The organism is Rhizobium sp. BK176 (assembly GCF_024808055.1).
Window position 1 is genome coordinate 421538 of record NZ_JANUBV010000002.1, and the last position, 12989, is coordinate 434526.

The following is a 12989-nucleotide window of genomic DNA, read 5'->3' on the forward strand; positions in this document are numbered from 1 at the left end:
TGGTAAAGCGCGCATCAACATTAATTCTTTGTAATTGCGACGAAATTTCATAAAATACCTGGTATCGACGAGCGCCGTTCAGCCTTGCCAACCATCCATTAGAACGACCTGTCCAACGCCGGTGAATTTGGCCAGTCGGTCAAGTTCGGCGAGCAGCTTTTCGATACGCCCGGCGGACGCGCGTACCCCCGGCTCCAGCCACAGACGCTTGACGTCGAGACGGCCGTTCTTGCGGTCCGCCTTCATGTCAATGCGGCCGATCAACTTGTCGCCTTCGAGCAGCGGGAAGACATAATAGCCGTATTCTCGCTTCGGCTCGGGCACGAAGACCTCGATACGGTAGAAGAAGCCAAACAGCCGTTCGGTGCGGTTGCGGTCGCGGATCATCGGATCGAAGGGACTGAGCACGCGCACACGCGGCGGCGCGTCGGGATAGTCCTGAAGGCTGGTGAGCAGATCCGGGAAGGCCCAGGAAGGCCGCGGCTTGCCTCCAAGCGCCGGCTCGATCAGGGCCTCGGTCAACTCGTCGCGATGCTCGTTGACCCAGGCCTTGGCTTCGTCCGGCGACAACAGATCCCAGAAGGCGGCGATCTCGCCATGCGTGGCAAAGCCTAATCGCGTCAGCGCGCTGCGGCAGGCCCAGTCGACGAACTCCTCATAGCTTACCTCCGGCTCGTGAAACTCGGCGGGAATGACGCGTTCGACGAGATCGTAGATCTTCTGGAAGTTGGATCGTCCGGCGATGGCGAACTTGCCGGTGCGCCAGAAATATTCCAGCGCCGTCTTGTTGGGGTGCCAGTTCCACCAGCCGCCGGAAACGTGCCCGTCCGCCTTGATCTCGCGTGCCATGATGGCGCCATCGCGCGTGACGCGTTCAAATGTCTCGTCGAAGGCATGTTCAAACCCCTCCCCTTGCCATTTGCGCCAGCGCTCGCCGATCACTTCTTCCTCATGGCGAAACTTGTGCTTCCAATATCGGAAGAAGGCACTGGGCAGGATCGAGGCGTCATGCGTCCAATGCTCGAAGAGCGAGCCTTCCTTCTCCAGAAGCGCCTTCAAGTGCTCGCGCTTGTAGGTCTGGTTGCGGGAAAACAGGATCTGGTGATGAGCCCGCTCCACCGTCTGGATGCTGTCCACCTGCACGAAGCCGAGTTCGTTGATGAGCTCCAGCAGGCCAGCCTTCGTCAGCGCCTTGTTCGGCGGCGCGCTCAGGCCCTGCTTGGCGAGGAATATGCGGCGGGCATCGGAATTCGAAATGAGATTCATCATGCGGACATCATAGAACGGAAAATGTTCCTAGCTACCGGTAAGTCGGCACGATCATCAGGTAGGAGCGGCCGGCATTCATTGCGAGATTTTGAGCTTTCAAAGCGCGAAATTCGTTATAGAACGGCCTCTCAATTCACGAGGGACCAGGTGGATATCCGTTTCGAAGGCGCAGGGGTCAGCTATGGTGCGCGCGTCGCGCTGGCGCCCGTGACGCTGCAGCTCACAGAAAAGCGCATTGGCATTATCGGCCTCAACGGCTCGGGCAAGACGACCTTTGCGCGCCTCATCAACGGGCTGACAAAGCCGAGCGTCGGGCGGGTGATCGTCAACGGCCGCGATACAACCGACGCCAATGCCGTCCTGACCGATGTCGGCTTCATCTTCCAGTCCCCGCAAAACCAGATCATCCTGCCCGTCGTACGCGACGATATCGCCTTCGGTCTGAAGAGCCGCGGCTACAAGCCGGCGGAGATCGCGGCGAAGGTGGAGGCGGTCCTGCAGCGCTTCAGCGCGGGCCATCTCGCCGAGCGCCGGGCGCACGAGCTTTCGGGCGGGGAGCTCCAACTCGCAGCTCTGTGCTCTGTGCTCGCGACAGGTCCAGACATTCTCATTCTGGACGAGCCGACCAACCAGTTGGACCTAAAGAATCGCGGTCTCGTACAGGGGTTGGTGGATGGCCTTCCCGAGAGCGCAATCGTCATCAGCCACGACCTGGAATTGGTCGCCGACTACGAGCGCGTTTTGGTTTTCCATGAAGGCAACCTTATTGCCGACGCACCTGCCGGAGAGGCGATCCGCCGTTACAGGGAGATCGCTAGCCGATGAAGTCGCTTTTCGTCGAAGGCAACAGCGTGATGCATCGGGTTTCGGCCCGCGCCAAGCTGCTGGTGCTTGCGGCCCTCGGCGTCGTGCTCTTCCTTACGACGAACTTGATGTTGCTTGGCTTGGGCGTGCTTGCGACGGCGGTGGTCGCCTTCAGCATCGGCCTGCCGGCCCGATCCGCGCTTGCGCGGCTGAAGCCCATTTTCCTGACGATCCTCATCGTTGCCTTGTTCAGCCTTGCCTTCAATCCTTGGCATGTCGCGATTGTTGCCCTGCTGCGCCTGACGGCGTTGATGCTGTTTGCCGCTGCCGTGACGGCAACGACGACGATTGCACAATTCATCGACGAAATTACCCTGCTTGCCCGGCCGCTCGAGCGCCTCGGACTTCTCCGGGCCGGCGATGTCGGCCTTGCTGTCGGGCTCGTTGTGCGCTTTGTTCCCGAGATTATCGATCGTTATCGTGCCATCCGCGAGGCGCACGCGGCGCGTGGCATCAAGGTGCGGCCAACAACCGTGCTCGTGCCACTGGTCATTCTGACGCTGAGGGATGCGGATAACATTGCTGCGGCAATTGACGCGCGCGGCGTTCGGCGGCATGTCAATTGAGAACTCGCTAACAGGAGCCCTGCATGAGCACTCGCGACCTCGTTCTCTCCGCCCTCTTCGCGGCTATCATCGTCGCGCTCGGCATTCTGCCGCCGATCACGCTCGGCTTCATTCCAGTGCCGATTACGGCGCAGTCGCTCGGCGTCATGATGGCCGGTGTCGTGCTCGGCGCGCGCCGTGGCACGATCGCCGTTCTCATCGTTCTCGTGCTTGTCGCCATCGGTCTGCCGGTGCTTTCCGGCGGTCGTGGCGGGCTTGCGGCCTTTGCAGCCCCAACCACCGGCTTCCTGATCGGCTGGGTGCTGGCAGCTTTCGTTACCGGTTATCTCAGCGAGCGACTGGTAAAGTCGGAGCAATCGGCGCTCGTGCAGACGGTCGGTTTCTTCCTCGCCGCCATGATCGGCGGCATAGTCGTTCTCTACGCCTGCGGCATCGTCTACCTGGCGTTCGCCGCCCAGCTTGGTCTCTCCAAGGCCTTCCTCGGCTCGATGGCGTTCATCCCCGGTGACGTGGTCAAGGCGTTTGTTGCGGCGCTTGTCGGCCGTGCCGTCATGGTCGGCTATCCCTTGCTACCAGTACGCAGCTAATCGACGAAGCCATAAAGCCAGTCGCGCGTCACTTCGGGAAGCGGGACTGGCGAACGATCTTCGCGTGAGCGCGCCTGCCAGATGATTTCGACCTCGGCGGCGCGCTCGCCGAGCGCGTCGGCTGCGATAATGAAGCCGACCGAACGAACACCGATCTTGTCGACCGAGGCGGTGAACACGACCCTCTCGTCATAGTGCAGCGGCCGGTGCAGGATGCAGGTCACCTTGCTGGCAATGTAGAGTGGTTCGTCCTGCAGCGACGGCCGCAGCAACCAGAAGGTCGCCAGCACCGATTCCGCGTGAGAAATATAGGAACCCAGAAACATCTGGCCGTTCATGTCCACATCACGAAACGGCACATTCATTTGCACAGAGCGCACAACGTCGTTCATTGATCTTTCTGCCAAATTTCCCCTCATCGAACACTAGCCCCGGGACCGGTTGAAGTAAACGGAGGTGCGCGTAACGATCCTCTTATGCGCTTGTTGAAATCGCCGGCTCGAGCCCCATCTGCTGTGGATCATGACGGGACGGATAGATAGAGTGATCCCATGACCACCCGCCTTTACGAGCACCCGATCTTCCTGGAACACGTGACGCCCGCCGGCCACCCCGAGCGGTCCGACCGTTTGCGGGCGATCAACGTGGCTCTTGAACATCCGAACTTCGCGGGGCTTGACCGCAAGCGCGCACCACAGGCGGCAGAAGAAGCCGTGCTGCTCGCTCATCCCGAAGAACACCTGCTATCGGTGCTGCGCCAGGTGCCGGAGGAGGATGGCGAGATCAATCAGCTTGAAGCCGATACCTACGCCAGCAGAAAGAGCTTTGAGGCGGCGCTTACGGGGATCGGCGGCGCCATGGCTGCGGTCGATGACGTCTTCACTGGCAAGGCCGACAACGTCTTCGTTGCAGCGCGCCCGCCCGGCCACCATGCCGAAAAGTCAACGGCGATGGGCTTTTGTTTCTTCAACAATGCCGCGATCGCTGCCCGCCATGCGCAAAAAACACATGGCGCCGAGCGTGTGGCGATCGTCGACTGGGACGTTCATCACGGCAACGGTACGCAGGACATCTTTTGGGACGACCCTTCCGTGCTCTTCTGCTCGACGCATCAGATGCCGCTCTACCCCGGCACCGGAGCGAAGGACGAAAGCGGCAAGCACGGGACGATCGTCAACGCGCCGTTGTCGCCCAATGTCGGCAGCGACCATTTTCGCGAAGCGTTCAAGTCGCGGGTGCTGCCGGCGCTGTTCGATTTCCGGCCGGATCTGATCATCATCTCCGCCGGCTTCGATGCGCATCACCGCGATCCCTTGGCGCAGATCAACCTCGTTGGCGAGGATTTCGACTGGGCAACCGGGCGCTTGCTCGAGGTCGCGGACAAAAGTGCCGGCAACCGGGTCGTCAGTCTGCTCGAAGGTGGCTATGATCTCGAAGGCCTCGCCGAATCGGCCGGCCTGCATATTCTCAGAATGATGAAGGGTTGAGTATGACTGACAGCGCCAAGCCGGAAGTTTCCGGTCTTTCCTTCGAGAAGGCCGTTGCCGAACTCGAAAGCATCGTTGCCCGGCTGGAACGCGGCGACGTGGCGCTGGACGAATCCATCGAGATCTACGAGCGTGGCGAAGCGCTGAAGAAGCATTGCGAAACGCTGCTGTCGGCCGCTGAAAACCGTATCGAGAAGATCCGCCTCGATCGCGCTGGCAAACCGCAGGGCGTAGAGCCGCTGGACGGAGCGTAAGCAGACGCAACTGAAATCGTCATCATTCTGAACGGAGCGTCGCCTTTCGGGCGACAAGTTTTCCTAGTCCGCGATCGTCAATGGGGCTAGCGTAGAACGAACGCTCATCGGAGACCTGCGATGTCCTTCTTCCCCGGTAAAGACCCCCTGCCCGGCGATGCCTTCGCCTGCGACGCGATCGAAAACCTTATCATTCCCCGCACCAGCGACCTTGGTGGGTTTCAGGTGCGGCGGGCGCTGCCCACGCGCGAGCGCCGTCTGGTCGGACCATTCATCTTCTTCGACCGCATGGGACCGGCGATCCTGAAGCCGAACGAGGCGCTGGATGTGCGGCCGCATCCGCACATCGGGCTTTCGACGGTCACCTACCTGTTCGACGGCGAGATCCGGCACCTGGATAGCCTCGGCACCGAGAAGGTCATCCGGCCCGGCGACATCAACCTGATGACCGCTGGACGCGGCATCGTCCATTCGGAGCGCACGCCTGACAATCTGCGCGGCCATCCGCTGCTGATGTCGGGCCTGCAGACATGGCTGGCGCTGCCCGATGACAAGGAGGAGATCGATCCTTCCTTTACGCACACCGAAAAGACCGACATGCCTATCATCGACGAGCGTGGCATGCGCGGACGCGTCGTCATCGGGTCGTTCGGGGGCTTGTCCTCGCCGGTGAAGGTCTTCTCGGACACGCTCTATGTCGACATCAGCCTCGAACCCGGCGTGAAATTTCCCTTTGCGGCTGATCATGAGGAGCGCGCGGCTTACGTGCTCTCAGGCGAAGTGGTGATATCGGGCGACAGGTTTTCTGCCGACCAGCTGCTCGTCTTCCGTCCAGGCGACCAGATCACGCTCGAAGCGGGCAACCAGGGCTGTCATCTCATGCTGTTTGGTGGAGCGGCGCTGAACTCGAAACGCTACATCTGGTGGAACTTCGTTTCCTCCTCGAAAGAGCGCATCGAAAAGGCAAAGGAAGAGTGGCGGACCGGCAAGTTCGACATCGTTCCGGGGGACGAAGAAGAATTCATACCTTTGCCCGAAGGCTGATCTCCTCTAGAAAGGAGGTACAGCCGTTCTTGAAATCGACTTTTTTCACCGCAATTTATGGCTTAAAGGCATCCCGCCCAAGAAAGACAAGAAAGAGCGCCCACCCGTGACACAACCGCCGAAGACGCCGCTGCTGGACAAGGTTACCTATCCGGCCGACCTCCGAAAGCTGGAGGATCGCGACCTGCCGCAGCTTGCGCGCGAGGTTCGCGACGAGATGATCGATGCGGTATCGAAGACCGGCGGGCATCTGGGCGCCGGCCTCGGTGTTGTCGAACTGACGATCGCCATCCACAACGTCTTCAACACGCCCGAAGATCGGCTGATCTTCGACGTCGGGCATCAGTGCTATCCGCACAAGATCCTTACCGGTCGTCGTGACCGGATCCGCACGCTGCGCCAGGAGAACGGCCTTTCCGGCTTCACGCGTCGCGCCGAAAGCGAATACGACCCCTTTGGCGCCGCCCACTCCTCGACGTCGATCTCCGCCGGCCTCGGCATGGCGGTTGCCTCCGACCTCGACAAGACGGACCGCCGTGTCATCGCCGTCATCGGCGACGGCGCGATGTCGGCCGGCATGGCCTATGAAGCCCTGAACAATGCCGGCGCGCTCGATGCCCGGCTGATCGTCATCCTCAACGACAACGACATGTCGATCGCGCCGCCGACGGGTGCGATGAGTGCCTATCTCGCGCGCCTTGCATCCGGGCGCACCTACATGGGCTTCCGCGATTTCGGCAAGAAGCTGACGGCCTATCTCGGCAAGAATGTCGACCGCGCCATCACCCGCGCCGTCGAGCACGCGCGGGGCTATGTGACCGGCGGGACAATGTTCGAGGAGATGGGTTTCTACCACATCGGCCCGATCGACGGACACTCCTTCGAACACCTGCTGCCGGTGCTGCGCAATGTGCGCGACCACGCCAACGGCCCGGTGCTGATCCATGTCGTGACGCAGAAGGGCAAGGGCTACGCGCCTGCCGAAGCGGCCGCCGACAAGTATCACGGCGTCAACAAGTTCGACGTCATCACCGGCGCGCAGGCGAAGGTGAAGCCGAATGCGCCGAGCTACACGAGCGTTTTCGCCGAGGCGCTGGTGCAGGAGGCCGAGCTCGACGACAAGATCGTCGGCGTTACCGCCGCCATGCCGAATGGCACCGGCCTCGACAAGCTCGCAAGCGTCTTCCCGTCGCGGTGCTTCGATGTCGGCATCGCCGAGCAGCATGCTGTGACGTTCGCGGCCGGCCTTGCCACCGAAGGCTTCAAGCCGTTTGCCGCGCTCTACTCGACCTTCCTGCAGCGCGCCTATGACCAGGTTGTCCACGACGTGGCGATCCAGGGCCTGCCGGTTCGCTTCCCGATCGATCGCGCCGGTTTTGTCGGCGCCGATGGCCCGACGCATGCGGGCTCCTTCGATACGGCATTCCTCGCCACCCTGCCCGGCTTCGTCGTCATGGCAGCGTCCGATGAGGCCGAACTGAAGCATATGGTGCGGACCGCCGCCGCCTACGATGCCGGTCCGATCTCGTTCCGTTACCCGCGCGGCGAAGGCGTCGGTATCGAAATGCCTGTCCGCGGCGAGATCCTGCAGATCGGCAAGGGCCGTGTCGTCAAGGAAGGCGCTAAGGTCGCTTTGCTTTCGTTCGGCACGCGGCTGGCTGACTGTTTGCTTGCCGCCGAGGATCTGGATGCAGCCGGTCTTTCGACGACAGTTGCCGATGCACGTTTCGCCAAGCCGCTGGATCACGACCTGATCCGTCAGCTTGCCCGCCACCACGAAATCCTGATCACGGTCGAGGAAGGGTCCGTCGGCGGCTTCGGCAGCCAGGTCATGCAGTTCCTGTCTACGGACGGCCTGCTGGACAACGGATTGAAGATCCGCTCGCTTGTCATGCCCGATCTCTGGATGGAGCAGGCAAAGCCCGAGGTGATGAACGCCCATGCAGGTCTTGACCGCGCCGGGATCGTCTCGACGGTCTTCCGGGTGCTTGGGCGCCCTGCAGCCTTCGGCGTCGGCGCCGCCGGCTAGTCCGGCGGAGAAGCGCGAGCTCCCACAGCCCTTTGACTTTTCTCGCGACTAGTCGGGAGAATTGAAAACGGCTTCGATATGGTGACCGTCCGGGTCGACCACGAAGGCCGCGAAATAGTGCGGTCCATAGTGGGCACGAAGACCAGGCGGCCCGTTATCGATGCCTCCGTGCGCGATCGCGGCCTCATGAAACTTGGCGACGGCTCGTCTGCTCGTGGAGGCGAAGGCCAAATGAAAGCCGCGACCAGGGGAGCTCTGTCCCTCCGGGTATAATTTGATCGCAAACTTATCGCCGCCGCCCGCAATTCCGTAGCCGACCGCCTGATCTGCTTCTCCGGGCCTCAGATCTTCCCAAACGCGCGTATAACCGAGGGGAGCAAGAGCAGCGTCATAGAAGGCGGCTGAACGCTCGATGTTTGAGACGCCGAAAGAGATGTGATGAAGCATGTATTCGCAATCTCCTATGGCCGGGCATTGCTCGTCGCACCGTAGAACAAGCCTCCGCTTAAACCTACGAAATATCTTCGGAAACGAAAAACGCTCGCAGTGGCTTGCTGCGAGCGTTTCACTTTTCTCCCCGGTACCGATTTCCACATTCCAGTAAGTGGCTATCCGGAAACGGAGCTCTTCCTTTTCTTCAGGCTCAGAACTCCGTCCAGTCTTCCTGAACCGCAGCAGCCGTTGCAGCCTTGCCGCCGAACGCCTTGGCAACCGTACGGGTCAGCGCGCGCGCCGGAGAGGCTACGGGATGCGACGCGGGGCTGGCGACGGTTGCCCTTGGTGCCTCGGCACGGGCATGACCGAGATTGAACTGGCCGAGCAGATCGTCGAGAGCAGCTGCTTCCTGCGCCAACGAGTGGCTGGCCGCCGTCTGTTCCTCGACCATGGCCGCATTCTGCTGCGTGCCCTGGTCCATGTTGTTGACGGCGGTGTTGATCTCCTGCAGGCCGACCGACTGTTCGCGCGTTGCGGTGACGATGGCGCTGACGTGCTTGTTGATCTCCTGCACGGCACCGACGATTTCGGCGAGCGCCTTGCCGGTTTCATCGACGAGCGAAACGCCTGAATTGACCTGCGTGCCCGAGGTGTTGATCAGCGACTTGATCTCCTTGGCGGCATTTGCCGAGCGCTGCGCGAGCTCGCGCACTTCCTGCGCGACGACGGCAAAGCCCTTGCCTGCTTCGCCCGCACGCGCGGCTTCGACGCCAGCGTTCAAGGCGAGCAGGTTGGTCTGGAAAGCGATATCGTCGATCACGCCGATGATGTTGCTGATCGCGTCAGACGACTTCTCGATCTCCTGCATGGCGGCAACGGCCTTGCGGACGACATCGCCGGACTTTTCGGCACCGAGGCGCGTGCGCTCGACCAGCTGACCGACATCCTCGGCGCGCTTGGCGGAGTCGCGAACGGTGGTGGTGACTTCCTCGAGCGCCGCCGCCGTTTCCTCGACGGCCGCGGCCTGCTGCTCGGTGCGGCGGGCGAGATCATCGGCAGCGGAGCGGATTTCACCGGCGCCGGCATTGATGGCGGACGCATTGCGGCCAACCGACTGAAGGGCAGCCTGCAGCTTCTCGACGGCGTTGTTGAAGTCGTTGCGGAGACGATCGAACTGCGATGCGAAGGGCGTCGTGATGCGGACGGCGACATTGCCGTTGGCGAGGTCGGACAGACCGCCTGCGAGGCCTTCGATGGCGAAGCGGAGTTCCGCTTCCTCGCGTGCCTTCTGCTCGTCGCTCATCTGGCGCTGGCGCTCGGCATCGCTGCGCATGCGATCGGTTTCGCCCGAAAGGCGCAACTTCTCGATCGCCGCATCCTTGAAGACAAGAACCGACTGGGCCATGCGGCCGACTTCGTCCTGGCGGTCGAGCGCCGGGACGTCGATGTCGTGCTGGCCACCCGCCAGACGGCCCATGGCGGAGGTCATGCCGACGATCGGGCGAACGATGCTACGCGACAGCATCCAGGCAAGCAGGACGGCGGCAGCGGCAGCGGCGATGCCGCCGGTGAACAGGCTGATGTTCAGCGCCCGGCTCGCCTGCGCCTTGCTTTCGGCAAGCGCATTCGATTCGTCGCGTGCGGCCGCCTTGATCTTGGCGGAGGCCTGACGGAAGCCGTCGAGCTGACCCTTGGTTTCGTTGACGCCGATCTTGACGATCTGGTCGATGGGCATATCGGTTTCCTTGCGAGCCTTCGACTGCGGCTCGGCAAGCTGATGGAAATAGAGATCTGCGGCCTTCTGCATGGCGTCGATCTGCGCGACGAAATCGCTGTTACCGGCAGCCGTCGTCCTTGCCGCATCAATCGCCTTCAGCATGCGCTCGCGGTTCGCGAAAATATCGCCATAGGTGCTGTCGCTGCGAAACAGCAGGAATCCGCGGAGATTGACGGCCTGCTCAAGCATCGCCTGAAGCGCGTCGTCGATCTGGTTGACGAGCAGCTCCGACTTCTTCTGCTGTACAGCAGCTTCGGCAACGACATCCGCCTTGAAGTAAACAAAGCTGGAAACGGACAGAAAGATAAGGATCAGCGCGGCGAAAGTCGCGGCGAGCTTACCGTTCAGGGACATGTTCTTGGCCAACATCAATCAATCTCTCTTGAAGCGCACAGGCATGGCAAAGCCAGGGCATGCGGAGGGCATACCTTGGTAATTCGGCGAACATGATCGGCAGATCGGATTGAGGGCCATCATGGCAAAAGCGGCCAGGAGCCGCTGCAATCAGCCGAACCATAGGCGGCAAGACTTTCGATTTATTTAAAAATTTGTGCGGCGCAGCACGTCGCGGAGCGGCGCCGGTTCATCCAGCGGTGTCGGCGATCTCAACAAAAGGCTTGCAACGGATGGCTTTGCCGGTCATGGACTGCGCCATGCCCGATCAAGATACACAACGCCTGGACCAGTTGCTGGTCAGCCTCGGCCTTTTCGCCAGCCGCTCCCGTGCACGGGATGCGGTGCAACGCGGTACCGTGAAAATCGACGGCAAGGTGGTGACGAAAGCCGGTGCGCTATTCGCCGATGATGCCGTCATCGAGATCGATGACCCGGCGCAGGACTATGTCTCGCGCGCGGCCCTGAAGCTTGCCGCGGCACTCGACCACTTCAAGCTCGATCCTTCGGGGCACCGTTGTCTCGATGTCGGCGCGTCGACGGGTGGCTTTACCGAGGTCCTGCTGCAGAACGGCGCAACAGATGTCACGGCGATCGATGTCGGCCACGGGCAGATGCATCCGCGTATCTCCGGCGATCCTCGCGTGACCAACATCGAGGGCCTGAATGCACGCAATCTGACGGAAGAGGACATCGGACACCCGATCACCTTCATTGTGTCAGACGTCTCCTTCATCTCGCTGAAGCTGGCGCTCGCGCCGGCGCTTGATCTTGCCGGGACGGGAGCGGTTGCCGTTCTCCTCGTCAAGCCGCAGTTCGAAGCCGGCCGCGACGCGATCGGCAAGGGCGGCCTTCTCAAGGATCCGTCGTCCGCGCCCGATGTCGCGGCTGAACTGGAGCGCTGGTTCGTCGAGGACATGGGCTGGACGAGCCTCGGCCTCATCCCCTCCCCGATCGCTGGCGGCGACGGAAACCAGGAATATCTACTCGCAGGAACGAAACCTTGAGCACGCAAACAGTTACGATTGAAAAGCTCGGCGCCCAAGGCGACGGCATCGTGCACGCGGATGGCGGCCCGGTCTATGTGCCATTCACCCTGCCGGGCGAGACCGTCGCCATCGCGCGGGTCAAGAGCCAGGGCACGCTGATCTCGATCACCACGCCATCCCCGGAACGCCAGGATCCTCTCTGCCGGCATTTCGGACCGGATGGCGTCAACGGCACCTGCGGCGGCTGCAGCCTGCAGCACATGAACGATGCGGCCTACCGCAGCTTCAAGCGCCAGCTGGTCGTCGATGCGTTGAAATCGAAGGGGCTGGCGCCTGAGGTCGGTGACCTCATTGCCGCTCATCCAGGCGAACGGCGGCGCGTTGTGTTTGCCGCACGGCGGACAGAGAAGGACATGCTCATCGGCTTCAATCAGGCCGAGAGCCACCACATCGTCGCCATCGAGGAATGTCCCATCTCGTCGGCGGGCATCATGGCCAGGCTGCCGGCGATCAAGGCAATTGGGGCGGCACTTGCCAATAGCGCCGAGGCATTCCGCATCACCGTATTGGAGACCCTGTCGGGCCTCGATCTTGCCGCCGACGGCATCAGGAAACTCTCCGACCAGCAGCGTCGCAAGGCGATCGAGACCGTGCTTTCCATGCGCGGCATCGCCCGCGTTTCGCTGAATGGCGAAATCCTCGTCGAGCCGACGAAGCCGGTTGTCGATTTCGGCGGCGTCAACGTCGTGCCGCCGCCCGCCAGCTTCACGCAGGCGACCAAGCCGGCGGAAGAAGCGATGGCCGAGCTGGTTATCGCGCATGTCGGCAAGGCGAAACGGATCGCTGATCTCTTTGCGGGCGCCGGCACGTTTTCGCTCCGCCTTGCCCGTGTCGGCCGCGTGCATGCAGTCGAAAGCGAGGACAAGCCACTGGCGGCACTCGATCATGCCGCCCGCAACACGCAGGGCCTGAAGCCCGTCAGCGTCGAAAGGCGAGACCTTTTCCGTCGACCGCTGATGACATCCGAACTGAAGGCGTACGACGCGGTGGTGTTCGACCCGCCGCGCGCCGGCGCCGAGTTCCAGTGCAAGGAATTGGCGCGCTCGGCGGTCAAGAAAGTGGTCGCTGTCAGCTGCAATCCGCTGACGCTTGCCCGCGACCTCGCCTTGCTCGTCGAAGGCGGCTATCGCATCACCAGCGTGACGCCGATCGACCAGTTCCTGTGGACGCCGCATGTCGAGGTCGTGGCGACGCTGGAGAAGTAAGCGCAACAAAAAACGCCCGCGACCAGCGGG

General features: G+C 62.0%; 13 protein-coding genes. 9 read left to right on the top strand and 4 right to left on the bottom strand.

Features of this window, described 5'->3' with window-relative positions; translation table 11 throughout:
• Nucleotides 1-78: 78 nt before the first annotated feature.
• Nucleotides 79-1269, bottom strand: coding sequence for a winged helix-turn-helix domain-containing protein (locus FHT76_RS11380; protein WP_183859916.1), 1191 nt, complete (start codon nucleotides 1267-1269; stop codon nucleotides 79-81).
• 147 nt (nucleotides 1270-1416) lie between these two features.
• Between FHT76_RS11380 and FHT76_RS11385 the strand changes: the two genes are divergently transcribed.
• The 3 genes from FHT76_RS11385 to FHT76_RS11395 are packed head-to-tail and all read left to right on the top strand — an operon-like array spanning nucleotide 1417 to nucleotide 3286.
• On the top strand, nucleotides 1417-2094 hold the full coding sequence (locus FHT76_RS11385; protein ID WP_183859918.1) for an energy-coupling factor ABC transporter ATP-binding protein: 678 nt from the start codon (nucleotides 1417-1419) through the stop codon (nucleotides 2092-2094).
• Nucleotides 2091-2699 carry an energy-coupling factor transporter transmembrane protein EcfT gene (locus FHT76_RS11390; RefSeq protein ID WP_183859920.1) on the top strand — a complete coding sequence of 203 codons (609 nt, stop codon included), beginning with the start codon at nucleotides 2091-2093 and terminating at the stop codon, nucleotides 2697-2699. The genes FHT76_RS11385 and FHT76_RS11390 overlap by 4 nt, the downstream gene beginning before the upstream one ends.
• Nucleotides 2700-2722: 23 nt before the next feature.
• Nucleotides 2723-3286, top strand: a complete 564-nt coding sequence (locus FHT76_RS11395; protein WP_016552984.1) for a biotin transporter BioY — start codon at nucleotides 2723-2725, stop codon at nucleotides 3284-3286.
• Here FHT76_RS11395 and FHT76_RS11400 read toward each other — a convergent pair.
• The gene (locus FHT76_RS11400) at nucleotides 3283-3678 is read right to left on the bottom strand and encodes a thioesterase family protein (protein WP_183859922.1); all 396 of its coding nucleotides are present in this window, start codon (nucleotides 3676-3678) and stop codon (nucleotides 3283-3285) included. The two genes, FHT76_RS11395 and FHT76_RS11400, sit on opposite strands and share 4 nt — an antisense overlap.
• A gap of 159 nt (nucleotides 3679-3837) precedes the next feature.
• Between FHT76_RS11400 and FHT76_RS11405 the strand changes: the two genes are divergently transcribed.
• From FHT76_RS11405 to dxs, 4 genes are all read left to right on the top strand, one after another.
• On the top strand, nucleotides 3838-4773 hold the full coding sequence (locus FHT76_RS11405; protein WP_183859924.1) for a histone deacetylase family protein: 936 nt from the start codon (nucleotides 3838-3840) through the stop codon (nucleotides 4771-4773).
• Between the two features lie 2 nt (nucleotides 4774-4775).
• The gene (locus FHT76_RS11410) at nucleotides 4776-5027 is read left to right on the top strand and encodes an exodeoxyribonuclease VII small subunit (protein WP_003545921.1); all 252 of its coding nucleotides are present in this window, start codon (nucleotides 4776-4778) and stop codon (nucleotides 5025-5027) included.
• A 120-nt stretch (nucleotides 5028-5147) separates the two neighbouring features.
• Nucleotides 5148-6071: a pirin family protein gene (locus tag FHT76_RS11415; RefSeq protein WP_259126658.1), complete on the top strand. Its 924-nt coding sequence runs from the start codon at nucleotides 5148-5150 to the stop codon at nucleotides 6069-6071.
• Between the two features lie 106 nt (nucleotides 6072-6177).
• Nucleotides 6178-8100, top strand: a complete 1923-nt coding sequence (dxs, locus tag FHT76_RS11420; protein WP_259126656.1) for a 1-deoxy-D-xylulose-5-phosphate synthase — start codon at nucleotides 6178-6180, stop codon at nucleotides 8098-8100.
• 48 nt (nucleotides 8101-8148) lie between these two features.
• Here dxs and FHT76_RS11425 read toward each other — a convergent pair whose 3' ends face one another.
• Together FHT76_RS11425 and FHT76_RS11430 are read right to left on the bottom strand one after the other, a co-directional pair.
• Nucleotides 8149-8547: a VOC family protein gene (locus FHT76_RS11425; RefSeq protein ID WP_259126655.1), complete on the bottom strand. Its 399-nt coding sequence runs from the start codon at nucleotides 8545-8547 to the stop codon at nucleotides 8149-8151.
• Nucleotides 8548-8743: 196 nt separating this feature from the next.
• Nucleotides 8744-10681: a methyl-accepting chemotaxis protein gene (locus tag FHT76_RS11430; protein ID WP_259126653.1), complete on the bottom strand. Its 1938-nt coding sequence runs from the start codon at nucleotides 10679-10681 to the stop codon at nucleotides 8744-8746.
• A 284-nt stretch (nucleotides 10682-10965) separates the two neighbouring features.
• Here FHT76_RS11430 and FHT76_RS11435 point away from each other — a divergent pair, with 284 nt between their 5' ends.
• Together FHT76_RS11435 and FHT76_RS11440 are read left to right on the top strand one after the other, a co-directional pair.
• Nucleotides 10966-11712: a TlyA family RNA methyltransferase gene (locus FHT76_RS11435; protein WP_259126652.1), complete on the top strand. Its 747-nt coding sequence runs from the start codon at nucleotides 10966-10968 to the stop codon at nucleotides 11710-11712.
• Nucleotides 11709-12959 (top strand): class I SAM-dependent RNA methyltransferase, encoded by a 1251-nt coding sequence (locus FHT76_RS11440; protein ID WP_259126649.1) that lies wholly within the window; start codon nucleotides 11709-11711, stop codon nucleotides 12957-12959. The genes FHT76_RS11435 and FHT76_RS11440 overlap by 4 nt, the downstream gene beginning before the upstream one ends.
• Nucleotides 12960-12989: the final 30 nt, after the last annotated feature.

Bases quoted from the DNA above. Each gene is read 5' to 3' on its own strand.
- FHT76_RS11380 (WP_183859916.1), bottom strand. From the start codon at position 1,269: ATGATGAATCTCATTTCGAATTCCGATGCCCGCCGCATATTCCTCGCC.
- FHT76_RS11390 (WP_183859920.1), top strand. From the start codon at position 2,091: ATGAAGTCGCTTTTCGTCGAAGGCAACAGCGTGATGCATCGGGTTTCG.
- FHT76_RS11395 (WP_016552984.1), top strand. From the start codon at position 2,723: ATGAGCACTCGCGACCTCGTTCTCTCCGCCCTCTTCGCGGCTATCATC.
- FHT76_RS11400 (WP_183859922.1), bottom strand. From the start codon at position 3,678: ATGAACGACGTTGTGCGCTCTGTGCAAATGAATGTGCCGTTTCGTGAT.
- FHT76_RS11405 (WP_183859924.1), top strand. From the start codon at position 3,838: ATGACCACCCGCCTTTACGAGCACCCGATCTTCCTGGAACACGTGACG.
- FHT76_RS11410 (WP_003545921.1), top strand. From the start codon at position 4,776: ATGACTGACAGCGCCAAGCCGGAAGTTTCCGGTCTTTCCTTCGAGAAG.
- FHT76_RS11415 (WP_259126658.1), top strand. From the start codon at position 5,148: ATGTCCTTCTTCCCCGGTAAAGACCCCCTGCCCGGCGATGCCTTCGCC.
- FHT76_RS11425 (WP_259126655.1), bottom strand. From the start codon at position 8,547: ATGCTTCATCACATCTCTTTCGGCGTCTCAAACATCGAGCGTTCAGCC.
- FHT76_RS11430 (WP_259126653.1), bottom strand. From the start codon at position 10,681: ATGTTGGCCAAGAACATGTCCCTGAACGGTAAGCTCGCCGCGACTTTC.
- FHT76_RS11435 (WP_259126652.1), top strand. From the start codon at position 10,966: ATGCCCGATCAAGATACACAACGCCTGGACCAGTTGCTGGTCAGCCTC.